The sequence below is a fragment of the Verrucomicrobiota bacterium genome (assembly GCA_037139415.1).
Classification (GTDB): domain Bacteria; phylum Verrucomicrobiota; class Verrucomicrobiia; order Limisphaerales; family Fontisphaeraceae; genus JBAXGN01.
Window position 1 is genome coordinate 1 of the sequence record JBAXGN010000075.1, and the last position, 26208, is coordinate 26208.

The window sequence follows — 26208 nt, forward strand, 5'->3', positions numbered from 1 at the left end:
AACAACAAAAAACAAAACAAAAAAACATTTACACAATTATATTTACAAAACCTCATTTATCATTTATGGCTTACATATCTAAGGAATTTTGCAGTTAAATCGTCTGATTTGAGTGCTCCTTGTATTATACGCTCCAAGAGGCGCTGTTCGCACTTTTCTAATCTCCTAACGTTTAACCCTTTATCAAGTTCTTTTTCCAATTTTTTCGCATCGAACTCACGGGCTTTTTTGTAAAACACAGCACTCGGTTTTGTTACTATAGGATGCTCTGCGACTCCAATCAAACACGACCTGTCAGAACATTTCTCTGCATCTGTTATATTTACAGCAAGAACCTTATTCCCCATTACTTTTGAGACAACAAACCATGGGTGGTTGGAATCGCCAACCAATTGAAAAGCTGTTCCTATCTCAATGCTCATTAACTAGCCCCAAAAAGCAATTCCACCCTATTGAAATTTTCCGTTTGCTCGGCAGCCTCGCAAATTTCTTCTTTTTGTTTACCTACTGCTTCCAGAATACTTTCGTAAGAAATCGGTTTTGATCCAGATTTTCTTTCTTCATATTCTTTAAGCTTATGGCAATAATCGCGCATCATTTTCCAGTTGTAGTTACGGAACTTCCTGTGAATTTGCTTTAATATGTCCTCCTCAGATTTTGAAAGTTCATCCGTTCCTGGCTCTTTGAGTAGCGATATGCGATTTGTTTGTTGGTCGGCAGGCGAAACGAATTTCCCCCAGTCACCCTGAAAGCGTGGACAGGCTCCTTTTGTCAAATCATAGACAGTACTTAGAACCGGACCATATTGCATGGAAACTGGTGAATCTCCAGTGAGAGGCTCATTCCATTTTTCAAGCGAAATTCTATCGGCGAGGTACAGCATTTTTATGAAGATATATTTATCCATATCCCCATCATTCAACCTCAACAGCACACAGGCAGCTTGAGTTGCCTTCTTCACATTGAACTTAAACTGCATCGTTTTCATTTGCCGCCTTTAACGTAGCTGATTTTCAATAAAGAAGCAATTGGAATCTCTTGCGACCTCATGTACGCATGCAGAATTGAGAGCAGAAATGCAATAAAAACAGAATCGCAAAACCTTTATAAAGAATAGGATAGGACGCTTTTTTCGCAGAATGAACTTGTAAAAAAAAGCAGCCATTAGCATTCAAAGGACCATCATTCGTTACGATTTATGGAAGCAGTCGCAGTCGGAAAAACATCCGTTTAGCGTTTGCGATCCCCCAGTAATCGGACGGCGTCCAAGTATTGTTCGTTGCAAAAAAGGACACCCCGTAATTCACCCAATTGCCGAAATCATAGGCGATTTCCAATTGATAACTTTGCCCAAGCATCAGGCTGTTTGCGTTGGGAATTACGGCGTTTCGATAAGCAGCGGGCGGAATATTAATCACGGTGTTGCTACTATAACTCGAACCCGCACTGGTGATCACAATATTTGTAACCGAACCATTGCTAATCTGTGTGTATGCTGCTGCACCCTGGCCACTTATGTCTCGGAACGTAACGGAGGGAGCAACTTTGTAATCACTCCCAGATGCGTTCAAATTTGCGCCGACAACAAACCCGTTTAAAATAACTGGAGTGGCGGCTGCGGCAGGAGTATTTGTAAGGACGATATTCACAGCCGGAAAGAATGCTGGGCCGACTTGAGCAACTGTGGTGAATGGATAGCCAAGGCCCGCACTAGTAATTACGATATTCGTAACAGAACCACCGCTAATTTGGCCGTAGCCGCTGGCTCCACTTCCCCCTTGTCCGCTAAATACGACGATTGGCGAATTGGTGTAACCACAACCACCGTCTGTCAAAGTTACCCCAACAACAAATCCGTTTACTATAACAGGTATGGCTTTTGCCGGCACTGCGTTCACAATTACAACTGCAACCGAACTCGTTACACTTCCCATGGCATTGGTGACAACAACATCATATTGAGTAGCATTGTTTTCCGATACGCTGATCAAGCTTAAGGTCGGTGATGTCGAACCACTTATATTGCCACCATCTGCCAGATTTGTTCCACCTTGCCGCCACTGATAGACGAAAGGCGGCGTTCCAGTTACGGTCACCTTAAGAACGAATGAACTACCAGGACAAACAGCAAGATTTAACGGCTGTTGCGTTATTTGCGGTGGATTGGTTTTGATGTTCCCAATGTAAATTCCGCCAGTACCAACTGCTGCCATCAGTCTAGTCCCGTCAGACGTTGACGCGACTGAACTCCACGCTATGCCATCTGGTATGCTACTCTGAATCCATGTGAGACCTGAATTTGTCGAAGTGTAGATTCCGGCTGTATGTAAAGCTGCTAATTTTGTCCCATCGGATGACGTGGCGACACGAAACCAATTCGTGCTAGGCGCACTGGTCTGCGCCCAAGTGAGACCGGAATTAGTAGAAGTGAATATTCCACCGCCAAAAACTATCGCGACCAATTTACCTCCATCGGCTGATATGGCTACATCTTTCCATGAGTTCGCTGGTGCGCTGGTCTGTATCCAGGTCAATCCTGAGTTTGTTGAAGTATAAATTCGGCCATAAAGGTCTGCCGCAATTAATGTTGTTCCGTCAAATGACGCGGCAACACGATAAGTTCCGTTAGTAGGTGTGATTGCTGGCAGCCATGTGAGACCTGAATTTGTTGAGATGAAAACACCGCTTCCAGAAGCGCTACCGCCAGATCCGGCCACCAATTTTGTTCCGTCATACGATGACGCGACTGACCACCAGTTCTTATTTGGCGCACTGGTTTGGGTCCACGTGAGGCCTGAATTGGTTGAAATGTAAATGCTACCGTTTATGCCGTCGCCAACCGCTGCAAGCAGTTTGCTTCCGTCGGATGATGAAGCACCACAACTCCACTGAATCACGGTTGGCGCAGCACTTTTCGTCCAAGTCACACCGCCATTAGATGAAATCCAAATCTCATTGGTAACACCGTAAACTGCTGCCATTAATTTCGTTCCATCAGAGGATGAGGTAACGAACTGCCACTGCTTATTTGGGGCACCGCTTTGCGTCCAAACAAACTCCTGTGCGTAAAGCAAAACAGAACAAGCGGCCATTATGACCATTATCCATAATATCGTTTTCATCAGTGTCCCTTTGCAAAGGCTGGAAACAATCCTGCGCCGATGAATTGTAAATGCAAGCGCGGAATTTCCAAATGACTATAGCCACAATTGACTATGGCACGCCAAGGAAATGGTTTTGCTAAGGGGTTGCGGAAATGGCCAGCGGTTCTGGTTCTGGCGCTATAGGCGCAACACTCACCAGCGGGACTGCTGCCATAGAGACTTGCTGCTTGTTACTTGCTGACGGCCTATTGGTTCCCGGTAGTGGTCTGCCGCTCAATACCCGCTCCAAGTCGCTGAAAGTCGCGATGCTGCGAGACATCTTTTCAATGGCCGTGGTGTCTATCTCTTTGGCATTGAGCAGGGCATCGAATAGCTGATGGAGCTTGTCTAGCTGTTGCCTCACGCGTGGGAGTTGCCGCCGTTGGTAGGCATCTAGCGGGATATTAGCGACAATAGCGGGCGCAAGCGACGGGTAAAGTCTCCGCAAGCGGCGAGCCTCATGGCTACGCATAGCTAACGCTCTGGCGTTTCCTTGGTTTATTCGGCCAGGGATATTGGCGATAGTGGTTTCAATTACAGCAACCATGATGCAGTGTACCACATAAGGCATTGAAAGTCCAAGGGGTTACACCTTTGAAGCTTCCAGAAAACCAAGGCGCATGAAAACGGGGGATTCTCTATTCCGAGCCACCCCCGAAGTCCCCGCCCCACCCCCACTCCGCCCCCACGGTCCCCGGCTGAAAAGAGATTCCCTTGCCCGGCTACGATTCGGCCCGGTCAATGGCTGGCAGTTCCGCCCGGCATCCGGTAGCTTGTTTTGATGGTTGGGCAGGTGAGCGCCACCGGGGAAACCTTCCCGCGCCGTTTGCCCCGCGTCTATCCCTTTCCGCAATGTGATTACCTTCCGCCGTGTTCGGCGTGGCCTTGGGGCATCCTGGCGCGTCTGGCGGGTAAGGTGATTCAACGCCAGCACCAGCGCCGGAAGTTGGACAAGCAGGGACACGCTGGCAGATGGTTGCCGCCCAGCCACGCGGGGAACACGTTTCAAACCGTGCTAGCGGAAAGGAGCTAGCACCCTGCCGGGCATCAAGAGAAACCCGGAAGACGTTCCAAGGGCAGGAAAGCGCCCTTTGGCATCATGGCACAGTGATGCAAACGAACGCTGAGCCGGGGAAACCATCAGGAACCGAAAGCGGCTTTAGAAGCTTCAAAGTGGAACAGAAGTGGAACAAAGAAATATTTTAAAGCCGGAAAAAGAATTTTATTTTAGCAGGAATAAGTGAATTTAAGCACTGTTTTACCGAGGTTTTTTGAAGTGGTGGCTGGGGGCGGAATTGAACCGCCGACACAAGGATTTTCAGTCCTCTGCTCTACCAACTGAGCTACCCAGCCCACCGAAAGGCAGGGCATTGAACTGCCCAGCGCCCGGTTTGGCAAGGCGAATTTTACAAAAAATTCACATTCCGACCCGGACGGGGTTCTCCCTCAATGCCCGGGGGCGGGCTTAATCGGGTATAAAACTCCGCGTAATGCCCTATTTGCCGGATGTTTTTTCCGGCGTGGCCCGCACTAATACGGTGGCGTGTGGACCGACTTGCGTGGTGAAGCTGTCTTTGAAAGTACCCAGGTCCTGGTGGGCCCAGAGGTCGCGCAGGGCCATGGCAGCGCCGGGTTTCAGGCCCAGGTCCTTCCATTGGGCGGTGATGCTGGCGGGTTGCTCGCCCCGGTTCAGCAGTGCAATTGCCACACCGCCGCTGACCAGTGGCTTGCGCCAGACATCCGTGGAAGCGGTGCGGGTCACGCGGTTGCCTTGCCGGCCCAGCGGGTCCTGGTCCACAGCGATGGCCTCGGGATTGGTCAGGATGCGGCGCGTTTCGGCGTCCATGTTGCGGATGTCGCAGCCGATCATCAGCGGGGCGGCGAGCAGGCACCACATGCTCACTTGCGTCTGGTATTCGGCGCTGTTGCAACCGCCACCTTTGATGTAGCCCTTGTTGCCCAGCCCTACGACCAGCATGTCGGGATCATTCCAACCGCCCGGCCCGGCGTGTTTCTCAAGGTTGGCGCTGGCGTCAATGGCCGCGAGAATGCCGATGCAACTGTAGGCGTTATGCGGGGTGTCCCACAGGTCGCCCACGTCGAAGGAAATGCGCCAGAGGTGGCCGCCGGCTTTCCGCCCCCAGAGCCAGGGCGAGCGCGGGCCCCATTCGCAGATGCTGAAGATAATCGGGCGTCCGGTGGCTTTCAGGGCGTCGCCCATTCTGGTGTAGCGCTTGATGGCCTCCGGGAAATCATCCGGCGCGTAGCAGTAATCGTATTTGAGATAATCTACGTCCCAACTGGCAAACGTCGTGGCATCGTCTTCCTCGTGCCCGTAGCTGCCGACTTCACCGCCGCAGGTTTTGTCGCCCGCGCAGGAGTAGATGCCAAATTTGAGCCCCTTGTCATGGATATACGCCGCCAGGGCCTTGATGCCGCCGGGGAATTTTTTGGGGTTGGCCAGGAGTTTGCCCTGGCTGTCGCGGCCGCCGTGCCAATGGTCGTCAATCACCACATATTGGTAACCGAGGTCCTTCAAGCCGAGTTTCACGAAGGTGTCGGCCACGCCCTTGACGACGTCCTCATTGATTTCTTTGCCGAACGTGTTCCAACTGTTCCAGCCCATGGGCGGGGTGGCGGCCAGGCCACGGTACGGTTCGGGTTTGGTATCGGCCGCGGTGGTGTTCAGCCCTTGGAAGGTTAGCAAAGCGCAGCCTAACAGAAGTTGGCTGCCCAACCTGCCGAGCCAGTGAGGTGATGACGTGTGTTTGTGTGTCATGTTTGTGTTCTTGTTGCCGAGGACACTATGGAAAGGGCAGGGGAAACGCAATGCCGGATTCATGGTTGCTGATTGAATTGGAGACTTGTCACCATCCGGCGAGCCGGTTACGCTGAAACCCATGAATGCAAGTACGCACCAATGCTCTCCGGACCACGTAGTACTCAGTGGCTAAAGGGAATGTATTATTTTGATGAACCCGCTGGAAACATACCTTACTGAACCCCGGGACATCCGCACCAGCGGTGCGGTAGTCAAGGAAACCTCTGATTTGAAGCGCGTCTTCCTTCATGCGGCACCGCTCAACAACCCGCGCGAGGTCGCCTTTTTCCTCGCCTCTTATGCCCGTGATGCCCGCGCTCGCGTGGAAGCCGCCGGGGACCTCCCCGCACTCACCGCCGTCCGCACCGCGTTGGAGGAAGCGCTTGGCATGAAATTTGAGGCGGACAAGGGCGAATATTTCTTTCGCTCTACGTTGGTGCAGACACTCTTTTATGGTGTCTTTTCCGCGTGGGTCTTGTGGCACAAGGAAAACCCGTTGCGCAAAGACCTGTTTGACTGGAAAGCCGCCGCCTGGACGTTGCGTGTTCCCATGATTGCGGCGTTGTTTCATCAAGTCGCCGACCCGCAAAAGCTGCGGCCACTGGGTTTGGATGAAGTGTTGGATTGGGCGGCTGCCGCGCTCAATCGCGTGGAACGGCTGGCGTTCTTCAAGCAGTTTGCGGAAACACATGCCGTCCAATATTTCTACGAACCGTTCCTCGAAGCCTTTGATTCCGAATTGCGCAAGGAACTGGGGGTCTGGTACACGCCGCCGGAGATTGTTGAATATCAGGTTGCCCGCGTGGATGCGGTGTTGCGCGAGGAATTGGAGATCGCCGATGGTCTGGCTGATCCGCGCGTCTTTGTGCTTGATCCTTGCTGCGGTACCGGCGCGTATCTGGTCGAGGTGCTGAGAAAGATTGTCCACACGCTGAAAGTGGAAAAATGCGAAGGCGCGATTGCCGAACTCGCAGCCAAGGAAGCCGCCATGAACCGTGTCTTCGGCTTTGAAATCATGCCCGCGCCGTTCGTCGTCGCGCATCTGCAAATGGGGTTGCTGCTGCAAAATCTCGCGTCACCGCTCGATGACGCGAAAAACGAACGCGCCGGTATTTTCCTGACCAACGCGCTTACCGGCTGGGATTTTGCGGGTGAAAATCCCAAGCTTGCCAACTGGCCCGAACTGGAAGCCGAACGCAAAGGGGCCGGACAAGTGAAACAGGAGAAGCCGATTCTCGTCATCCTGGGTAATCCGCCGTATAACGCCTACGCGGGCATCAGCCCCGAGGAGGAACAAGGATTGGTGGAGCCATACAAGGAAGGGTTGGTGAAGGAATGGGGTATCAAAAAATTTAACCTCGACGACCTGTACATCCGCTTCTTCCGGCTGGCGGAGCGGCGCATCGCGGAGAAAACCGGCAAGGGCATTGTCTGCTTCATCTCGAACTTCTCCTATCTGGGCGATTCTTCATTTGTCGTCATGCGCCAGCGGTTCCTCAAAGAGTTCGATACGCTGTGGTTTGATTGCCTCAACGGCGACAGTCGCGAGACGGGTAAACTGACGCCGGAGGGCAAGCCGGACCCCTCCGTATTCTCCACCGAATACAACCGCGAAGGCATCCGGGTTGGCACGGCCGTTGGCTTGATGGTGCGCCGGCCCAAGCGTAACAAGAAATCGCAGGTATTCTTCCGCCAGTTCTGGGGTGCGACGAAACGCGCGGATATTCTGGAAAGTCTGAAGGTTAAAAAGTTTGCGAAGCAATATGAGAAGGTCGAACCGGAACGGGACAACCGTTTCTCGTTCTGTCCATCGGTGGTTGCCGGGCACTATCAGAAATGGCCGCGGCTCACCGAGCTTTGCGCCGAACCGTCCAGCAACGGTTTGATGGAGAAACGGGCTGGCGCGCTCATCAGTCTTGATCGCGTCGCCTTGGAACGGCGAATGCGGATGTATTATGACGAATTTGTGGATTGGGAGTCGCTCAAAGCGCTGGACACCGGGTTAACCGAAGATGCCGCCGACTTTAATGCCAAGAAAGTTCGATTGAAAGTCCAAGCGGCGAAAGAATTCATGTCTTCGCACTTGCGCCGCTATGCGCTTCGGCCTTTTGAAACCCGCTGGTGCTACTACAGTGATGTCAGTCCTCTGTGGAATCGGTCTCGCCCAACGCTTTGGGCGCAATGCTGGAAGGGGAACACATTCTTCATGAGTCGTCCCGCCGGGGTCGCCAGCCCGGAAGGATTTCCGGTCTGCGCCACCTCGCTGCTGGGTGATAATGATTTTCTGCGCGGTCACGCGTATTACTTTCCACTGCGCTTGCGGCCGGCGGCGAAAGCCAAACCGAAGAACAAGGATGATGGCAACGGCGAGTTCGGCAGCGTCATGCGCGAGGCGTCGCCTGAATATGACGCGGGCGGAGGCAAGATCACTGCCAACCTTTCACCCGGTGCCCGTTCCTATCTCGTTGCGCTCGGGATCAAGAATCCCGATGCGGACGCGGATACGGCGGCGTTGCTCTGGATGCACGCGCTCGCCATTGGTTATTCGCCGTCCTACCTGGCCGAGAACGCCGACGGTATCCGGCAGGATTGGCCGCGTATTCCGTTGCCTGAAACCAAGGCAGCGCTTCTCGTTTCCGCCGGGTTAGGCCGCCAAGTTGCGGCGCTGCTCGACACTGAGGCACCCGTTGACGGCGTGACGGACGGTAAACTCCGCCCCGAGTTGAAGACGGTTGCCGTCTTGTCCTCCACCGCGAATCTATCTCTCACCGTTGGTTGGGGCCACGCGGGCAAAGAAGGCGTGACTATGCCCGGTAAAAGCAAGTTGACCACGCGTGGCTACGGGACGGATGAGGCTTTGGCGGAGGCGATGTCCGATCTGCTTGGGAAAGTCACGCACGACATTTATCTCAATGACACGGCCTGCTGGCGGAACGTGCCTGAAAAGGTTTGGGACTTTACCATTGGCGGGTACCAGGTGCTGAAGAAGTGGTTGAGTTATCGCGAACATGATTTGTTGGGGCGTCCGTTGACGGCGGAGGAAGCCCGTGAAGTGACCCATACCGCCCGTCGGCTGGCTGCGCTGATCCTGCTGCAATCGGAATTGGATGCCAATTACCAACGCGTCAAAGCGGTGTGTCACCCTTGGACGGCATGACTCAGGCCGGAGTGAATTGGCGGCCTATCACTGCGCACATCCGCCAACCCACTGTTCCGCCCTTACAGGACGGAGAGGTTTGCGAGGGGGTTGTTCCCGTGCCTTCAGTCCGGGCTATCATACAACGGGCCTTTGGCCCTGCCACTAAACGCGAGATCACATTTTTCAATCCGAAAGAGGGGAAACAGTGAGTCGGCCACGCGTAATTCGCGGTTCCATCCACTTTTCATGGCCGTCAAAAAAGAACGCCCATCATTTGACAATTCTTTCGCCGTCTGCGAGTATTGGGTATGGAATCGCGTGACTTGTGGGCTGATCGAGTAAAGAAGCGTTTGGAATGCGCTGGGTTCAAAGTGACGTTCGATGACGCGACGTTGGCGTTCGAGCGAAAGAGAACGGAACGGCGTCGCGACCGCGAACTTCTAACTGGAGGTCAAGAGACGCCCGAGACGATCCAAAGAAGGAATTCTCTGTTTGGCGAAACTGCCGCGACATTTCGCATCTTGGACTACGGCGGACTTGCGAAGAAGAATTAAATGCCCAGCCAGTGTCGCCGGAAATGATGCCCGTTCCCCGCTGTGTGTCCGAGAAGGAAGCCCGCCTTATTTCGTCCCTCGCCCTACAGCCATTCTCAAATCCGGAACAGACTTCCAAGTCTGCTGCTTCTTATGCCAATCTTCGACCCGACATAGGTGAATCAGCAACGTTCATTTTCATTGACCGGAGGCGTCGGCCTGTGGATGGTCGGTGCCATGATAAATAACTGGTCATCGGAAACCATGAATGAGAAGGGCGTTTGATAAATATTGTTCTGCGTATCACGTATGAAGAAGAAGCTGCTCATAATCGGAATCCTTTTCGCTGTGGGGATTGTTGTTTTTCTGCTCTTTCGGAAGCCGAAGCTCGTCGATAAATCGGCAGCCACCTACACAGGCCGAATCGAAGATTACCGAGGCAACAAAAGGCTGATTGTGGTCTTCACGGCATCTTGGGCGAGTGTATGGAAGCTAACGGAGGAGACACTGAAGAGCCTTGATTTCACCCGATTTGATCTGTGCATCTTAGACGATGCGGTTGATCGTCAGGAAATTAGACGCCATGGCATTACTCTTCTGCCAACGGTGGCTCTCGTGGAGGCTGGCCATCTTACGAAGCGCATCCAGAATATGACCAGCATTGAGCAGCTAAAGGACTGGTGATGAGATCACAGACAACCCGATGCAGCGAACCCGGTCATCGCGCTCCGGTTACAATCCACGTGTCCTGCAGGCCGCCATCGGGGAGCTGATCGTTCGACACTGACAATGCGAGACACAACAGACATAGAACGGGAGGCGCATGCCGCCTTGTGCAACGGTGATTTTGCTCGTGTGCTGGCATTGTTAGACGGACTCAAACGACCACTCACCACGAATGAGGCGGCGTATTTGGGATCAGCACTCCATTCTGAGGTGGACATGCCGCGTTCGGTCGCACTACTTCAGCAAGCAGCCGACGCCGGACACTACATCGCCGCACGCAACCTTGTGCTCATGACAAGGGACAAGCGGTTCCCTACTTACTCGCCAAAACTGGCAGAGAAATACCATCGGCATGCAACCGCACTGTGGCAGGCTCCTTGGAAAGCATTCATGGGGATGGCTGTGGCCAGACTTAAGTCATTCGGTTTCCGAAAGCGGGAGTCGCTCTTCTGGCGCAGACGTGATGCGTTACACGTGATCGAGGTGCACAAGTCCCGGTGGAACTGCGATTTCGATATTCGACTTGGCCGGGACCTTTCGCCCGACATCGTGCCAAGGCACGTTGAGGAATGTAATGAGACCATAATGATGAAGATGATTGTTAGGGTTGGCGAAGCATTTGACTATACTTGTGGGTTTCAGGACCCTGAGATCCGTATGGATGACATGAACCGACTTCTTGAAGTAGTGGTGAACCGGGCAATCCCGTGGTTTGAGGGAGTGAAATTGGAGCGGAACCGGTAAATGCTCAGTACGGCGCTGAGCTGTTTTATGAGACAGCATCACCCCTTAGCCATTCCCTTTTCGCCCAGTTTTTCTTTCCCTTTTCCCGTGGGGCGGCTATTAAAGAACCCCGTTATGCATTATCAACAATTCAGGATGGCCGCCCGAGTGGCCGGCGTGCTGGGCTTGCTGGCGGGGGCCGCGCTGGCCGCGCCGGGTTTCCAGACGCAGACGGTTTATCTCTCCGGCACCGGCGTGGAGGATGCCGTGCCGTGGAAGTTCCGCGTCAGCGAGGGCATGCGGGCGAATCAGCCGGGAACGATCCCGGTGCCCGGTTGCTGGGAGTTGCACGGGTACGGCGCGTACAGTTACGGGCACGACAAGGTGCAGCCGAATGAGGTGGGGTATTACGAGCGGGAGTTCGCGGCCCCGGCGGAGTGGCGCGGGCAGAGGGTGTTCCTGGTGTTCGACGGGGTGATGACGGATGCGGAGGTGAAGGTGAACGGCCAGGTGGCCGGGCCAGTGCATCAGGGGGCGTATTATCGCTTCAAGCACGAGATCACGGCGCTGCTGAAGTGGGGCGCGCCGAACACGCTGGAGGTGGTGGTACACAAGGAGTCCGCCAATGCGAGCGTGAACCGGGCCGAGCGGCGCGGGGATTATTGGAATTACAGCGGGATCTTTCGCCCGGTGTCGTTGCAGGTGGTGCCGCCGCAATTTGTGGAGCGCATGGCGATCCATGCTCAGGCGGATGGCGCGTTCACCATGCAGGTGTTCAGTGAAGGCAAGGCGGAGGCGGTGCGGGCGGAGATCCTGACGTTGCAGGATCAGCCGGTCGGCGAGGCGTTCCAGGCCGTGCTGGTCAGCGGCGGGCCCACGGTGCTCCAGACGCGCGTTAAGCAGCCGCAGACGTGGACGGCAGAGACGCCAAATCTTTACAAGGTGCGCGTGAGCTTGCTGGCGGGTGGCCAGATCGTGCATCAGCGGGAGCAGCGGTTTGGCTTTCGCACGATGGAGGTGCGCGCCGGGGATGGCTTGTACGTGAACGGGAGCAAGGTGCGCCTCAAGGGCACGTGCCGGCATTCGTTTCACCCGGATTCCGGGCGGGCGTTGAGCCGGGCCATCAGCCGGGCGGACATCGAGTTGATGCAGGCGATGAATATGAACGCCGTGCGCATGTCGCATTACCCGCCCGACGAGCATTTCCTCGATCTGTGCGATGAACTGGGCATGTATGTGCTGGATGAACTCGCGGGCTGGCAGAAGTGTTACGACGCGGACATCGGGGCCAGGCTGCTGGAGGAGATGGTGACGCGCGATGTGAATCATCCGGCGATTCTTTTCTGGGATAATGGCAACGAGGGCGGCTGGAACACGGCGCTGGACACGCTGTTCGCCAAGTACGATCCCCAGCAACGGCACGTGCTGCATCCGTGGGCGCTTTTTGGCGACGTGGATACCAAGCATTACGCGGTGTACAGCGCGGTGGTGAGCGCGTTGAACTCCAATCATATTTATATGCCCACGGAGTTCGTGCATGGTTTGTACGATGGCGGCCAGGGGGCGGGCCTGGAGGATTATTGGAACCTGATGCTCGCCAAGCCCAACTCGGCGGGCGGCTTCACCTGGGCGCTGGTGGATGAGGCGGTCAAGCGCACGGATCAGAACGGGCGGCTGGATGCCAATGGCAACCTGGCGCCGGACGGCATTGTCGGCCCGCATCGCGAGAAGGAGGGGAGTTTCTACACGATCCAGGAACTGTGGTCGCCGGTGCGGGTCCTGCTGAAGGAGTTGCCGGCCAATTTCGACGGCGCGGTGCCCGTGCATAACACGTATGCGTTCACGGATCTCTCCGCCTGCCGGTTTAGCTGGGCGCTGGTGCGGTTTCCCGCGCCGGACGCCGCGCCGGGACATCAGGTGATCGCGCAGGGCAATGCCCCCAGCCCCGCCGTCCCGCCCGATGGCAAGGGCGCAGTGAAACTCCCGCTGCCCGCCGATTGGCGGCAGGCGGACGCCTTGCGCTTTACCGCCACGAACCCGAACGGGCGCGAGTTGTGGACGTGGACCTGGCCGATCATCAAGGCGAGCAGCGTCTGCCAACGAATTGTGCCGCCCGCCGCTGGCAAAGCCGCCGGGCAATTGCGCGGGGAAAACATCGTGGTTCAGGCGGGCGACGCGGAGTTCCAGTTCTCCGCCAAGGATGGCTTGCTGCAAAAAGTGCTGCGCGGCGGCAACGCGTTTTCCTTGAGCAACGGCCCCGTGCTCGTGGCGGAGAATCAGCCGGAAGGCACGAAGAAATCCGGCGGCGACAAGAAGAAGGATGCCGCGAAGAATCCCAACCCAGCGCCCGCACCGGTGTTGGACGCCTCGACGCCGCGCACGGTGACGCATCACGCGGACGGCGGCGAGTACGTCATCCGCGCAGACTATGACGGCCCGACGAAGTTCATCGAGTGGCGCGTCCGGGGCAATGGCTGGCTGCAATTGCGCTACGCGTATGCGTTGCAGGGCGAGTTCGATTGTTTTGGGGTCAGCTTCGATTATCCGGAGAGCCAGGTCAAAGCCGTGAAGTGGCTGGGGCAAGGGCCGTACCGCGTGTGGAAAAATCGCCTGGCCGGCACCACGCTGGACGTGCATCGCAAGAATTATAACGACACCCTCGCCGGGCAAACCTGGGAGTACCCGGAATTCAAAGGCTACCACGCCGGGTTGCGCTGGGCGGTGCTCGAAACCGGGGAAGGCCCGCTCACCGTCGTCGCCAATCAGGAGGATTTATTCCTGCGCCTGTTCACGCCCCAAACGCCCATCGAGCCGAAGAGCGCGCGGATGATCTTCCCGGCGGGCAACCTCTCGTTCCTGCACGCCATCGCCCCGATTGGAAATAAGTTCCACAAAGCCTCCGATACCGGCCCGATGGGCATGAAGAACCAGGCCAGCGGCACGTACCAGGGCGAGGTGTTCTTGAAGTTCGGGCCGTGAGCGAGTTCCAACCGTGACCTCGAACCGCCGTTGAAGCAGTTTGTGGAAGCCCAGGCTCAATCCGAACTGAAATTTTGAGAAATCCATCCTAAAATGCCAATTTTGTGCCAAAAAGGCACAGGAACGTGCAAAATTAGCGAAAAAGCTGGGGTTCTGAACCCCAACGCTGGGGTTCCGAGCTCCGACTTCGGAGCAAAAAGGTCCGAAACCGGGGCTCAGAGCCTCGAAGCTGGAGCAAAAAGCCTCGACTTCGGACCTCGGAACTCCGAATTCGGAGCTAAAAGGTCCGGCTTCGGAGTTCGGAGCTGGGGAAAATTCCTTCCTGCGGTTGCAGTTCGGAGGCGGAGCGGGCCGGTTGAGGCGGCGGATCTACAGCACCACTTCGGTACCGATGCCTTTGTCGGTGAAGATTTCGAGCATCACGGCATGGGGCACCCGGCCATCTACGAAGGAGACTTTGTCCACGCCGGACTTGATGGCCGCCACGGCGCTGTCCACCTTGGGGATCATGCCCTTGTCCACGATGCCCTTTTCCTTGAGCTTCGGCACTTCGCTGATGCGCAGGTGAGGGATGACGGTCGCGGGGTCTTTGGGATCACGCATGAGACCGGGCACGTCGCTCATGAAAACCAAGCGCTTGGCCTTGAGCGCGATGGCCGCCATGGCCGCCGCCACGTCCGCGTTGCAGTTGTAAATCTTCCCATCCACGCCGCGCGCAGTGGGGCTGATGACGGGGGTGATGCCTTTGGCGATGCATTCGAGCAGCGGCGCGGTGTTGACGCCGGTGACTTCGCCGACGAAGCCGATGTCCAGCTTTTCGCCCTTGGGACCTTTGAGAAACATCTTTTTGCAGGTGAAGATGTCCGGGCCGGCAAAGCCCTTGGCCTGGCCGCCGAGCGTCTGGATGGTGCGCACGACTTCCGGGTTGATCTCGCGCGAGAGAACCTGGTCCACAATGTTGACCGTGGCTTCATCCGTGACCCGCTGCCCCTGGATGAACGTGGCCTGCAAGCCCGCCTTCTCCATGGCGCGGGTGATCGCCTTGCCGCCGCCGTGCACCACCACCGGGTCAATGCCCACGGCTTCGAGAAACACGATGTCGCGCGCCACGCCGTTGCGCACTTCCTGGTCCGGCGAATCCATGAAACTGCCGCCGTATTTCACCACGAACGTGGCACGGTCATACTTCTGAATGTACGGCAGCGCTTCCAACAGCGTATGCGCTTTGAGAATCAATTCCTTCATAATCGTCGCGAGTAAGATTGAAATGCCGCGTGCGCCTCAGCCGCCGAGCGCGGAGGGGTTGCTCACGTCGCCTTTGTTGAAGTCCACGTATTCCTCCGTGAGGTCGCACGTGTACATCACTGCGCTGGCGGAGCCGAGATTCAACTGGATGTGCAACTCAAACTCGCGCCCGGCCACGGCGGCGCACAAGGTCTTGAACGGCGTACTCGTCGGCTGCCCGCGCTTGAGTGAATAGATCAACTTGCGCGTCCCCGGCGCGCTGTAGGCGATGTCCACCTTGTTCTCGACCACCTTTGCGGCGGAATAACCCAACGCGTCAATGATGCGGCCCCAGTTCGGGTCGCCGCCAAACCAACTGGTCTTGACCAGCGCACTGTTGGCGACTGCCCGTGCGGCGGCATCCGCGTCGGTAAATGATTTTGCGCCGTTGACGCGGACCGTGATGAAGCGGGTGACGCCTTCCCCGTCGCGCACAATCTTCTTGGCGAGTTCGAGGCAGACATGGTTGAGCGCCGCCTGGAAGATCGCGAGGTCTTTGGAGTTGCCGGCCTTCAGCACCGGGTTCTCCGCGAGCCCGTTGGCCAGCACCACCACGGTGTCGTTGGTGCTCATGTCGCCGTCCACCGTGATGCGGTTGAAACTGTGGGACACTGCCTCCTGCAACGCGGCTTTCAAGGCCTTGCCCTCGATGGCGGCATCGGTGGTGACAAAGCAAAGCATCGTGGCGTGGAGCGGCTGCGACGCGGGACGCGCGCCGGTGGGGCTCATGCCCGGCTGGATCATGCCGGCGCCTTTGCACATGCCGCCGATGCGGACGGTCTTGCCGCCCAGCTTGAACTCCACGGCGATCTGCTTGGGCTTGGTGTCGCTGGTCATGATGGCCTCGGCAGCCTCATCGGCGTGCTCCGGCTGCGGCCCGAGGATTTGGGCTGCGGCGAGGATGCCTTGCTTCACATTGGCCATCGGCATGGTGACGCCAATGCGCCCGGTAGAAGCCACCAGCACTTGTTCTACTGGCAGGTGAAATTGGTTGGCCGCAATCTGCGCCATCAGGCGGGCATCCTTGAGACCTTGCGCTCCGGTGCAGGCGTTGGCGTTGCCGGAGTTGACCACGATGGCCTGGGCCGTGCCACCCCGGAGATGCTCGACGCACACCTTGACGGGCGCGGCGCACACCTGGTTGGTGGTGAACATGCCGGCGGCGGTGGCTGGCACTTCCGAGACGATCAGCGCCAGATCGCGCTTCTTGCCTTTGTTGGACCCCTTGCCGGTGCCCAACCGTTTGATGTCGCAAAATACGCCTGACGCCAAAAAGCCGCGCGGAGCAGTCACCGCGCCGGAGATTTCTTTGAATCCTTTGCTCATATACGTGCCTCTTTGTTAAGGTACACAAGCATGAAACGCAAAGCAAAAGATGAGCCACATGAATTTTTCATAAAACCGACATTAAGGAAAGGCGTTCCCCCTCTATTACTCCTTATGGTATGATCCGCAGTGGTTTATCCAACTCCAGAACTTTGGTGACCTGGTTAGTCGGTGATACCACAACCGTGATCACCACTGAAGTGCTCCCGATGTGCTCGCAACGAAGACTGTATTTGGTTTCGCCGTTTGCATCAGTCATCGCTTTTTGTTCGCCGATATTGAAACTCACCTCATTAATCGTCACTGATTTCCTGCCATTAATCCTTTGCAGGCACAATTCCATGGATTGCGGCGGCATGATGTTGCAGGTATTACTCGCTTGTGCAAAGATAGGTGCTGGCAGGTTGGTGACCATGAGTCCAGTGCTTATGTCGAACATATAAGTTCCCCCAGTGTTGGTGATGCCAACTTTTATATTCAAGGTTCCCGCAGGTGGTGGATTAAAGCCGTCAGCCATCTCTACGCTCAGAAGGTTGCGTGTGTCATCAAATTGCCACGACTCAAACCAATATCGCCGACGCTCACCCAGTTGCAAAATATCCACGTTGGTTATCAGCTCACTTATCTGGTACTGCTTGACCTCTCTGCCTTTTCGGTAAAACACCAGAGCCAATGTCCAACGATCATCATCAACAAAAGGAAAGGATCCTTGTGCTGCAATACATTCACCATCCCGTGACACTTCAATATTTTGTGCATACCAAGCAACAGTCCACAACGGATTTGTTGCTCCATTATTAAAATAGAGGCCGGATCGGGGGTATCGCGCATATAACTGGTCATTTGTTTTGCGATACTTATCCGGGACCAGCATGACGAAAAGGTATTTTCCATCCTTGGTGGTTTTACAATATGACGAAGGCCATGCGGTTCTCGCATTCAGAAAGTTGAGGCTCATGGTAAAGGCAACAAACCATGCAACCCAGCCCCCATGTCTTCCATCCGTCTTAATCTGACATGTTACGGCTGCCAAAATTTGTTTTAGCCACGAGCGCATAATCACTACACTTTGGTTTCAAAGCAAAGCCAGAACCAATACAACGAACCCTCGCTGCTCATGCCTTTTGCGCCTTGGCGCCAAATCAAGGCAGCAGCACCGGAGATAGAAAATACATCCGCCCGGTTTTTATCTTCGATATCTCCACGCCAAGATCAATCTTGATGGCGGGCGCCTCGGTTTTCCCAAGCAGACGCATGACATTCAGAAAATCAAACGGCACTTGGTATTGGATGAGCTTGGCGTCTTTGCATCCAGCCAGGGTTTCGGCCCGCTTGACCGCGGTTTCAAAGGTGCCCAACTCGTCCACGAACCCAAGTTCCTTCGCTTGAATGCCCGAAAGGATCCGACCATCCGCATAGGTCGCCCATTCGCTGTTCAATTTGCCATCCCGCCCCTTGGCGACGACTCCTTTGAACCGGTCATAGACCTCCTTGATCAAACTTTGCACCATGGCCTGTTCTTCCACGCGATCCTTGCGCTCCGCCTCGGTCAGGTTGGCGAGATCCTTGTCGCCGCTGAGCATGTCCTTGAACCGTCCGCTCTTATAAACCTCGGGTGCGATGCCCACCTTGTTCATCAGCCCGCGATAATTATAGCCGTGCATGATGACACCGATGCTGCCCGTGATGGTCAGCTCGTGCGCCACAATCCATTTGCAGGGCGCGGAGACATAATAGCCGCCGGAAGCCGCGAGACTGCCCATGCTGGCTATCACCGGTTTGGAGCTTTCTTTTTGGAACTTCTGAATTTCCTTGGCAATCTCATCCGAAGGCAGCACTTCGCCGCCAGGAGAATCCACGCGCAAGATCACCGCTTTGACATGCTTGTCTTCCGCCGCCAGCTTCAATTGCTTCTTAATCAGGCGCGCCATGGAAACCCCGCTGCCATCCGCCGGACCGCTGTGAATGATCCCCTCCAGGCTGATCAACGCAATCTTGTCAGTCCCATCGTTATCCTCAACCACGGTTTCGATGAAATGCGGTTCGCTATCCTGCGACATCCCGGACGCGCCGCGAAACGCGCCGGTGATAAATGAACCCACGTTCAGCAGCATGATGCCGCCCACTACGCACAGCAGCACGATGGCCAGGGTGCGCCAGCCGCGTCCGGTTGTTTTCCTGGGTGCGGCCAGCGGCGGCGTCAGCAAAGGTGGGGTCGGCAGACGCGGAGGGGGCGATGGCGGCAGGATTGGGGCGGCGGGCAAAACCGGGGGCTGTGCCGGGGGAACCGGCGGCGTCACTGGTGCATCATTGGGCGGTACGTTTTCCATAATGCGTTGAACCTAGTGGATATTCCCGTTTCCGGCAAGCGTGATTCCAACCGCAGTGAAATCGCTTGCAATTAATCGCCTGACAACGCAAGGCTTTGCACATGTCTGAAGCCACCTGGCATCATCGTTTCGGAATGGCGGCGATCGCCGTGTTCAAGCTGATCAAGGGCATTCTGCTCTTGGTGACGGCGGTTGGCCTGCTCAAGCTGGTGCATGCCGACCTGAGTGCTTTGGTCGAACATTGGGTCACGCTGCTGCGCATGGACCCGGATAATGAACGCATTCATCATGTCATGGAAATGATCACCAATATCAGTCCCAAACAACTCAAGGCCGCCAGTGCCGGGTCCTTCTTTTATGCCGCCTTGCTGTTGACGGAAGGGATTGGGCTCTGGCTGGAAAAACGTTGGGCCGAGTATTTAACCGTGCTGGCGACCTCCACATTTATTCCGTTGGAACTTTATGAAATTTGGGTTCACCTGACCGGGATCAAGTTGGCGGTATTGATCCTGAATGTGGTGATTGTGCTCTACCTGATACGCATGTTGCGGCGGGATAGGGGAGCTAAAACGGTGTGAGTAGCGAGCTAACAAAACAACCGCCGCCGCTCCCGGCAACTCCGCCGGTGGCGGTACCGCCCGTCATCGCGCCGCACGCAACCGTGGAAGTCATGCCGCCCGGTGAACCGGAGCGCAAGACCTGGCTGCACCCATTGAGTGGCGGGGCGATTCTATTGTTCGACAACCTTTTTTTCGGCGGGGAATTGCTCACGTTTGAGATGGGGCTGGTTCCGCTTTGCCTGCTCGCATTCCTCATTACCACCATCCTGGTATTCGTCATCCAGAGACAACTGCGCGGTGATACCACCAGTGCCTGCGCCAAAAAGGCGTTATTTGGCGGCGTGATTGCGGGTTTTCCCACCAGCCTGAGCGGCACGGTAGTAGGGGGCGCGGTGCTGATGCTCTCCGGCTTGAACAGTTGGAAGGAATGGCTGGCCCGCAAGCGGCTCAAACGTATTTAATGAACGCCCAACAAGCCGACCCTTGGCGCTTTTTCGCGTGATAATTTGGAGGATGTTTAGGATGTGCCGTTTTTGGGAGGCAGCATTCGCAGCTTCACAACCCCATTGAGCGCGTTGAATTCACGGTCTTTATGCACCAGTAATCCGAAGACCGAAACTGAAAACATGGCCCGCCAATGACACCAATGGACGCGAACAACGAACAGATTCGAAGCCCGAAACCCGAAATCCGAAAGAAAACCGAAGGCCGAAGGCCGAATCCAGAGCAGGAAACTTTTGCAGAAAAATGAACCGGCATAAAAAATGGGAGGCCGAACATGACAAGAAAATAGGAGCTTGGAGCAAGGGGATAGAATGGCCGCTACGTCAAAGATGGGTGGTGAGGGAAAAGGCCTGAGCGGCATTTCATTTTTGCGCTGCATTTATTCTGTTGCACCGCCGCAAGGATGGGCTAATCTGCTGCCCGCTTTGCGGGGACGCTCGACGGTTCTCCGGCGACAAAGCGAATATTTGAATGAAGACGAAACTAGCGGAACCACAACCGAAGCTTAAGTTTGGATTGCCCAAAGGCAGTCTGCAAGACGCGACCATTGAGAAGATGGCCAAGGCGGGCTGGAACGTCACGCTCAGCAGCCGCTCGTATATCCCTTATGTGGATGATGCCGAGATGGAGATTCGGCTGATTCGTGCCCAGGAAATCAGCCGATATGTAGATCATGGCTATCTGGATTGCGGGATCACCGGTTATGACTGGATTGTCGAGAATGGCAGCGATGTGCATGAAGTAGGCGAATTTTTGTTTTCCAAAGCCACCCGGCAGGCGGCGCGTTGGGTGTTGTGCGTGCCGGAAACCTCCCCCATTCAATCGGTGAAGGACTTGGAAGGCAAGCGGATTGCCACAGAAGTGGTCCATATCACCAAGAAATACCTCAAAAAGCATGGGGTCAAAGCCGAGGTCGAATTTTCCTGGGGAGCCACGGAGGTTAAAGCGCATGAGTTGGTAGACGCCATTGTGGAAATCACCGAAACCGGATCTTCACTGCGGGCTAACAAGTTGCGGATTGTGGATACCCTGCTCACCTCCACCCCGCGTCTGATTGCCAATCATAAATCCTGGCAGGACCCATGGAAACGCAAAAAGATCGAAACCCTGGCGTTGATGTTGCGGGGTGCTTTGGCGGCGGAGGCCAAGGTGGGTCTGAAAATGAACGTGGCGCGGAAGAATCTCGACCGTTTGCTGACCAACCTGCCGGCTTTGCGCAATCCAACCATCTCGCAATTAAGCCTTGAAGGTTGGGTCGCAGTGGAAACCATCATTGATGAAGCGGTGGTGCGGGAATTAATTCCCCAGCTTAAGGCTCATGGCGCGGAGGGGATTATCGAGTACCCGCTCAACAAGGTGGTTTATTGATTTTTATTACCTGCATTTCAGGGCTGGACACGCGCCACAGATTGCTATACACTCTTAACACGTAACTGAAACTAAAACTATGGGATCATTGAAGAAACGCCGTAAGGCCAAAATTAATAAACATAAACGACGCAAGAAGCTTCGCACCAATCGCCATAAAAAGCGCACCTGGCAGAAGTAAGTGATTTCTGCGGTTGCGAAACCGTGTAATTCATTCTTAAACACCGCTCTCGCTTGTGAAAAGCGGGGCGGTGTGCTTTTATGATGGCTTTGCGAAGCATGGGTTGGAGCGTTCTTTTCGCCTTGGCTTTCTTGGTGGCGTTACTGGCTGGCTGTGCCGCCCCCGTCCGGCAGGCAGCGCCTGTGCCGCCTCCAACCGTAACCAAAACGCCCACACCCGAGGAGATTGCCCGGTTCGAGGAAGACCATTCGGAGGCCATTGAAAATAAGGCGGAGGCTTACGCCCGCTACGCGCAAGGGCTATCCCAGGAAATGCAGGGCAAGCGAGAAGAGGCCATTGAGCAATATTACCAAGCCGCCTTGGCCGATCCGGGCTACGAGTCTCTGGTCCTGGACGTTGCCCTGCGCTTGGTGCGGCAGAAGCAGACCGAGCGCGCCTACCTATTGCTGACCAACGCGGTGGCTTCCACTGAGGCTTCGGCTCCGGTTTATGCACAATTGGGCTGGGTGTGCAAGCAATTGGGCAAAAAGACGGAGGCGATCGCAGCGGATTATCAGGCGATCCGGCGGGCTCCCACCAGCATCTCCGGCTATCAGAATCTGTTCTTTTTATACCTGGACGAAAAGCAAAACCGGGAGGCATGGAAAGTTCTGGAAACCGCTGGCAAGCAGGATGGCAATGCCGCCTTTTTCCTGGATTTGGCTGAACTGTTCACCAAGTACCGCCATACCGTGATCGCCGAAGCGGAAGTCGCACGCGATCAGGTGATTCGCTCCCTCAACCAGGCACGCGCAAAGAAACCGTCCGGGTTCCTGCTCCAGATGAAGTTGGCGGATGGCTATAATTTCATCGGGGAATACAAGCAGGCGGCGGAATTATATTTGAAGATGCAGGAGGAGTATGCCGCAGAGGCACAAGTGCGTGATGCCATTCGGGCGAAATTGACGGAACTTTATTTGCGGGACAAGGACCCCAAAAAAGCGGCGGAACAATTGGAAGCCATTGTCAAGGATCACCCGCTGAATCCCCAGGCATACTATTATCTGGGCGGCTTGGCGTTTGAGGATAAAAATTACGGCCGGGCCATCGAGTTATTTAACCGCACGCTGCTGCTGGCCCCTGAGTTTGAACAGGGGTATTACGACTTGGCGGCGGCCCAGATCAATACCAATCAAGTCAAGGAGGCCCTGCAAACAGTGGCGAAAGCACGCGGTCTGTTTCCGCAGAGTTTCGTGATGGAATACTTTGCCGCCCTGGCGCACAGCCGGGCCAAGGATTACGGAGCCGCGGTTCGCTCGCTGGTGGCCGCCGAGGTGGTGGCGCGGGTCAATGAACCCAAGCGTCTGACGCCCCTGTTTTATTTTCAATTGGGCTGTAACTACGAGCGTAACAAGCAACTGGCCGAAGCGGAAAAATACCTGGAGCAGGCCATTGACATGGCCCCTGATTTTGCCGAGGCGCTCAATTATCTTGGTTACACTTGGGCGGAGCAGGGGAAGAATTTGGAAAAAGCCAAAACCTATGTGGAGCGCGCGTTGCGGGTCGAACCGAAGAATCCCGCCTATCTCGACAGTCTGGGGTGGATTTATTATAAAATGGGCAATCTGGCAAAAGCGTTGGAGTGCGTGGAACGGGCGGTCGCGCTGTCGGAGGAAGCGGACGCGACGCTTTTCGAGCATCTGGGGGATATTCAGGTTGCCCTAAAAAAGCCGGCCAAGGCCCGCGCTGCGTACCAACGCTCGCTCGAAGTGGAAGCCAACGAAGCGATCAAAAAGAAGCTGGAACAATTGCCGGCGGAGGGAAATTAGTGGCGTACCAATTTTCCAGACATCATACGCTTGCCGAGGCGCGCGCTTTGCTGCCGCGCCTGCGTGAATGGCTGGTTCAATTGCAAGTGCTGCAAAAGCGGCTGGATTCTTTTGAACGCCGGCTGGCTGGACGCCTGGAGGGCGGCGCGGATGCTGGAGGGGGTATGGTGAACGATTGGGCGCGGACCATGGCCGACTTTGCCGGGGTATTTCAAGAGTTCCGTTCCCGGGAAATTCAGATCAAGGATTTGAACCGTGGTCTGCTGGATATTCCGTCGTTGCGCAACGACGTTGAGGTGTTTCTCTGCTGGGAACTGGGCGAGGAGGAAATTGAGTTCTGGCATGAAATTCACGCCGGGTACGCCGGACGCGAGCGGCTGTAAAAAAATCTCATTTCACTTGCGTCAAAGGCAGGCTAAAGTATTACACTGACGCGCCTTTTAAAGGTGGCACCCAAACATGAGTGATTTATTGAAGCAACCGATCTGGCAGGGACAGGACTTGGGGAAAGCAATTCCCAGTTCACCGCACGCCATTTCCGTGGCGCTGCCACGATGGCAGGATGTGGTGGGATACGAGGAGAAACGACCGGAAGTCATTTCCCGGTTGGCAACCGGTTATCCCCGGTTTGTGATTCATCCCAAGGTGCGTTCGCTGGCGAGTACGCTAAGTTCGGAAAAGAACTGTCTGCCATTTCCTTCCTTGCATAGTGCCGAACAATGCGCCGCGTTTGTCCGGCGCATCAGCGGTCAACCCACGCAAATTGTGGGGCTGGGCGAAGTGCATGGGGTGGTGACTTCCGCGACGGGTGCTGCCGCCTTGCAGGCGTTTTGGCAACATACCGGGTTGATCGTCTCCAGCCGACAGGCGGAGGCGGTGATGGAAGGACGGGCGCAGCCGCCCGACACGAACGCCATCCGGGCATCCTTGCGGCGGCAGTTGGCCGACTTTTATGATTGCCGCCCGGACGATGTGTTCTTGACGGCCACCGGCATGGCGGCGCAGTTTGCCGCGCTACGCAGTGTGAACCTGTGGCGTCCGAACCGGCCCACGGTGCAACTGGGTTTCCCGTATGTGGATACGTTGAAATTGCAACAGAAGCTGGGTTATGGCGGCATCTTGTTGCATGACTTGGAACGGATTGAGGCGGATTTGCATCACCTGATGGAGCAGCAAACCCTGGCCGGATGCTTCTGCGAGATTCCCGGCAACCCGCTGCTGGGTTCCGCGGACGTGCGGAAGGTCTCCCCGCTGTTGCGCCAGCATGGCGTGCCCTTGATTGCGGATGATGTCGTGGCCACGCCGTTCAATGTCAATCTGTTGCCTTATGCCGATTTGATTGCCACGAGCCTCACCAAGTATATCGCGGGCACGGGGGATGTCATGGGCGGGGCGCTGATCTGCAATCCGCGCTCGCCCTATTATCAAACGCTGAAGTCGTTTGCGCAAATGCAGCATGAGGAGTTGCTTTGGGGCGAAGAAGCGGCGGTGCTGGATGCCCAGGCCCGGACTTTTCCCGAACGGATGCAGCAGCATAACCGCAACGGTTTGTACCTGGCGGAGCGACTGCGCCAGCATCCATGCGTCGAGCGCGTGTGGTACCCCAAATGGGAATTTTCCGGAGCGTATGAAGCGGTGCGACGTCCCGAGGGCGGGTATGGTTCGCTCATCACCTTTTTGCCGAAGCAGGCGGAACTCAACGCGCCCAAAATCTATGATGCCATGGCGGTGTGCAAAGGCCCCAGCTTGGGCACCGTCTTCTCGCTGGCGTGTCCCTTCACCCTGCTGGCGCATTACAGCGAGTTGGAGTGGGCGGAGGCGTGTGGCGTCTCGCGCTATCTGATCCGCATTTCCGTGGGTTTGGAAGAACCAGAGGAACTCTGGCAGCGGGTGAAGACGGCGCTGGAAACGACGAACGCTTGAACCGAAATTTCGGGCCTTATCGGGTCGCGTAACGCCGCAGGAACTTTAATGCCACGTTCAGATCCTTGGGCCAGGGGGCGGTGATGACCACCGGTGCCTGCGTTACCGGGTGGTTTAGTTCCAAGCGTTCCGCATGCAGGGCGACGGTGGAGAGCAGCGGGCGCTCAACTTTGTCCCCCTTCAGCCGGTATTCCTCTTTCAACTGCGAGAGATTTAACGGGTGGCCGCCATACACTTTATCGCCGCAAATCGGCACCCCGCAGCATTGCAGGTGAACCCGGATCTGGTGTGTGCGCCCCGTCAGGGGGCGGCAGCGCACCAGGGTCCAGCCACGAAAAACTTCCACCGTTTCAAATTCGGTGATGGATTTCTTCCCTTGCTTGCGGTCTATCCGCATCACGCCCACCTTGGCGGGATGCATGGCCAGCGCGGCATCCACCGTCCAAGTGGCAGTAACGGGTTGCCCGTGGACCAAGGCTACGTAGGTTTTCACCGGTTTCAAGGATCCGAACAAGTTGGCGAGTTCCACCAGCACGGGCTTGCTTTTGGCCATTAACATCACCCCGCTGGTCTCGAAGTCCAGCCGGTGCGCGTTCATCAGATACGTCAGCCCGCGCTCGCGCGCCCACGGTTTCCCGGCGGTAATGCCGTCATGCAGCAGGCGCATGAGGTTGGGGCGCAGGGGATCATAACGATCCGGGGAACTGAGCAGGCAGGCCGGCTTGCATAAGGCTAACAAGTCCGCATCCTCGTAAAGCACCGGGATTTCCCAGAATTCCTTGGTGGCAGGCGACGAAAGTTTGACGGGCGGATAGTTCATAGTTTTGCAGGGTTAAAGGATTCCGCTGCTCCACCGTTCC

The 26208-nt window shown here is 55.8% G+C and carries 20 protein-coding genes and 1 tRNA gene; 11 read left to right on the forward strand and 10 right to left on the reverse strand.

The annotated features are described in order from the left end of the window. Positions 1-59: 59 nt before the first annotated feature. The 5 genes from WCO56_14390 to WCO56_14410 form a co-directional block, all read right to left on the reverse strand. Positions 60-422: a hypothetical protein gene (locus WCO56_14390; GenBank protein MEI7730759.1), complete on the reverse strand. Its 363-nt coding sequence runs from the start codon at positions 420-422 to the stop codon at positions 60-62. Next, entirely contained in the window at positions 422-988 is a 567-nt protein-coding gene (locus WCO56_14395; protein MEI7730760.1) for a Panacea domain-containing protein, read from the reverse strand. The genes WCO56_14390 and WCO56_14395 overlap by 1 nt, the downstream gene beginning before the upstream one ends. 208 nt (positions 989-1196) lie before the next feature. Continuing rightward, on the reverse strand, positions 1197-3122 hold the full coding sequence (locus WCO56_14400) for an immunoglobulin domain-containing protein (protein ID MEI7730761.1): 1926 nt from the start codon (positions 3120-3122) through the stop codon (positions 1197-1199). Between the two features lie 1298 nt (positions 3123-4420). Then, a tRNA-Phe gene (locus WCO56_14405) sits at positions 4421-4496 on the reverse strand. A 142-nt stretch (positions 4497-4638) separates the two neighbouring features. Next, positions 4639-5922, reverse strand: coding sequence for a glycoside hydrolase family 27 protein (locus tag WCO56_14410; protein ID MEI7730762.1), 1284 nt, complete (start codon positions 5920-5922; stop codon positions 4639-4641). A gap of 193 nt (positions 5923-6115) precedes the next feature. On the opposite strand from WCO56_14410, the gene WCO56_14415 reads away from it, so the two are divergent. The 4 genes from WCO56_14415 (at position 6116) to WCO56_14430 (ending at position 14064) form a co-directional block, all read left to right on the forward strand. Continuing rightward, on the forward strand, positions 6116-9121 hold the full coding sequence (locus WCO56_14415) for a type ISP restriction/modification enzyme (protein ID MEI7730763.1): 3006 nt from the start codon (positions 6116-6118) through the stop codon (positions 9119-9121). Positions 9122-9945: 824 nt separating this feature from the next. Beyond that, positions 9946-10320: a hypothetical protein gene (locus WCO56_14420; protein ID MEI7730764.1), complete on the forward strand. Its 375-nt coding sequence runs from the start codon at positions 9946-9948 to the stop codon at positions 10318-10320. A gap of 105 nt (positions 10321-10425) precedes the next feature. Continuing rightward, positions 10426-11106: a hypothetical protein gene (locus tag WCO56_14425; protein MEI7730765.1), complete on the forward strand. Its 681-nt coding sequence runs from the start codon at positions 10426-10428 to the stop codon at positions 11104-11106. 114 nt (positions 11107-11220) lie between these two features. Continuing rightward, on the forward strand, positions 11221-14064 hold the full coding sequence (locus WCO56_14430) for a glycoside hydrolase family 2 TIM barrel-domain containing protein (GenBank protein MEI7730766.1): 2844 nt from the start codon (positions 11221-11223) through the stop codon (positions 14062-14064). Positions 14065-14433: 369 nt separating this feature from the next. On the opposite strand, the gene argB is transcribed toward WCO56_14430, so the two are convergent. From argB to sppA, 4 genes are all read right to left on the reverse strand, one after another. After that, a complete protein-coding gene (gene argB / locus WCO56_14435; protein ID MEI7730767.1) occupies positions 14434-15309 on the reverse strand; it encodes an acetylglutamate kinase in 876 nt (291 codons plus the stop codon). 36 nt (positions 15310-15345) lie between these two features. Further along, positions 15346-16674 carry a bifunctional glutamate N-acetyltransferase/amino-acid acetyltransferase ArgJ gene (gene argJ / locus WCO56_14440; GenBank protein MEI7730768.1) on the reverse strand — a complete coding sequence of 443 codons (1329 nt, stop codon included), beginning with the start codon at positions 16672-16674 and terminating at the stop codon, positions 15346-15348. A 112-nt stretch (positions 16675-16786) separates the two neighbouring features. Further along, positions 16787-17632: a hypothetical protein gene (locus WCO56_14445; protein ID MEI7730769.1), complete on the reverse strand. Its 846-nt coding sequence runs from the start codon at positions 17630-17632 to the stop codon at positions 16787-16789. A gap of 184 nt (positions 17633-17816) precedes the next feature. Further along, positions 17817-19004: a signal peptide peptidase SppA gene (gene sppA, locus WCO56_14450; GenBank protein MEI7730770.1), complete on the reverse strand. Its 1188-nt coding sequence runs from the start codon at positions 19002-19004 to the stop codon at positions 17817-17819. 101 nt (positions 19005-19105) lie between these two features. On the opposite strand from sppA, the gene WCO56_14455 reads away from it, so the two are divergent. The 7 genes from WCO56_14455 to WCO56_14485 all read left to right on the forward strand — a co-directional run bounded on the left by WCO56_14455 (position 19106) and on the right by WCO56_14485 (position 25348). After that, positions 19106-19582 (forward strand): DUF2127 domain-containing protein, encoded by a 477-nt coding sequence (locus tag WCO56_14455; GenBank protein MEI7730771.1) that lies wholly within the window; start codon positions 19106-19108, stop codon positions 19580-19582. After that, positions 19579-20025 carry a hypothetical protein gene (locus tag WCO56_14460; protein MEI7730772.1) on the forward strand — a complete coding sequence of 149 codons (447 nt, stop codon included), beginning with the start codon at positions 19579-19581 and terminating at the stop codon, positions 20023-20025. Before WCO56_14455 ends, WCO56_14460 begins: the two co-directional genes overlap by 4 nt. Positions 20026-20539: 514 nt before the next feature. Continuing rightward, on the forward strand, positions 20540-21436 hold the full coding sequence (gene hisG / locus WCO56_14465; protein ID MEI7730773.1) for an ATP phosphoribosyltransferase: 897 nt from the start codon (positions 20540-20542) through the stop codon (positions 21434-21436). A 79-nt stretch (positions 21437-21515) separates the two neighbouring features. Continuing rightward, entirely contained in the window at positions 21516-21617 is a 102-nt protein-coding gene (locus WCO56_14470; GenBank protein ID MEI7730774.1) for an AURKAIP1/COX24 domain-containing protein, read from the forward strand. Between the two features lie 80 nt (positions 21618-21697). Further along, positions 21698-23425: a tetratricopeptide repeat protein gene (locus tag WCO56_14475; protein MEI7730775.1), complete on the forward strand. Its 1728-nt coding sequence runs from the start codon at positions 21698-21700 to the stop codon at positions 23423-23425. Continuing rightward, on the forward strand, positions 23425-23808 hold the full coding sequence (locus WCO56_14480; protein ID MEI7730776.1) for a DUF2203 domain-containing protein: 384 nt from the start codon (positions 23425-23427) through the stop codon (positions 23806-23808). Before WCO56_14475 ends, WCO56_14480 begins: the two co-directional genes overlap by 1 nt. A 76-nt stretch (positions 23809-23884) precedes the next feature. Continuing rightward, positions 23885-25348, forward strand: coding sequence for a PLP-dependent transferase (locus WCO56_14485; protein ID MEI7730777.1), 1464 nt, complete (start codon positions 23885-23887; stop codon positions 25346-25348). Between the two features lie 16 nt (positions 25349-25364). Here the strand turns inward: WCO56_14485 and WCO56_14490 are convergent, their stop codons facing one another. Beyond that, positions 25365-26168, reverse strand: a complete 804-nt coding sequence (locus WCO56_14490) for an RluA family pseudouridine synthase (GenBank protein MEI7730778.1) — start codon at positions 26166-26168, stop codon at positions 25365-25367. Positions 26169-26208 lie beyond the last annotated feature (40 nt).

Coding starts and splice junctions, on each gene's coding strand:
- WCO56_14395 (MEI7730760.1), bottom strand. CDS start 988: ATGAAAACGATGCAGTTTAAGTTCAATGTGAAGAAGGCAACTCAAGCT.
- WCO56_14400 (MEI7730761.1), bottom strand. CDS start 3,122: ATGAAAACGATATTATGGATAATGGTCATAATGGCCGCTTGTTCTGTT.
- WCO56_14475 (MEI7730775.1), top strand. CDS start 21,698: ATGATGGCTTTGCGAAGCATGGGTTGGAGCGTTCTTTTCGCCTTGGCT.
- WCO56_14410 (MEI7730762.1), bottom strand. CDS start 5,922: ATGACACACAAACACACGTCATCACCTCACTGGCTCGGCAGGTTGGGC.
- argJ (MEI7730768.1), bottom strand. CDS start 16,674: ATGAGCAAAGGATTCAAAGAAATCTCCGGCGCGGTGACTGCTCCGCGC.
- WCO56_14445 (MEI7730769.1), bottom strand. CDS start 17,632: ATGAGCCTCAACTTTCTGAATGCGAGAACCGCATGGCCTTCGTCATAT.
- WCO56_14470 (MEI7730774.1), top strand. CDS start 21,516: ATGGGATCATTGAAGAAACGCCGTAAGGCCAAAATTAATAAACATAAA.
- WCO56_14430 (MEI7730766.1), top strand. CDS start 11,221: ATGCATTATCAACAATTCAGGATGGCCGCCCGAGTGGCCGGCGTGCTG.
- sppA (MEI7730770.1), bottom strand. CDS start 19,004: ATGGAAAACGTACCGCCCAATGATGCACCAGTGACGCCGCCGGTTCCC.
- WCO56_14455 (MEI7730771.1), top strand. CDS start 19,106: ATGTCTGAAGCCACCTGGCATCATCGTTTCGGAATGGCGGCGATCGCC.
- WCO56_14485 (MEI7730777.1), top strand. CDS start 23,885: ATGAGTGATTTATTGAAGCAACCGATCTGGCAGGGACAGGACTTGGGG.
- WCO56_14420 (MEI7730764.1), top strand. CDS start 9,946: ATGAAGAAGAAGCTGCTCATAATCGGAATCCTTTTCGCTGTGGGGATT.
- WCO56_14425 (MEI7730765.1), top strand. CDS start 10,426: ATGCGAGACACAACAGACATAGAACGGGAGGCGCATGCCGCCTTGTGC.
- hisG (MEI7730773.1), top strand. CDS start 20,540: ATGAAGACGAAACTAGCGGAACCACAACCGAAGCTTAAGTTTGGATTG.
- WCO56_14415 (MEI7730763.1), top strand. CDS start 6,116: ATGAACCCGCTGGAAACATACCTTACTGAACCCCGGGACATCCGCACC.
- argB (MEI7730767.1), bottom strand. CDS start 15,309: ATGAAGGAATTGATTCTCAAAGCGCATACGCTGTTGGAAGCGCTGCCG.
- WCO56_14490 (MEI7730778.1), bottom strand. CDS start 26,168: ATGAACTATCCGCCCGTCAAACTTTCGTCGCCTGCCACCAAGGAATTC.
- WCO56_14390 (MEI7730759.1), bottom strand. CDS start 422: ATGAGCATTGAGATAGGAACAGCTTTTCAATTGGTTGGCGATTCCAAC.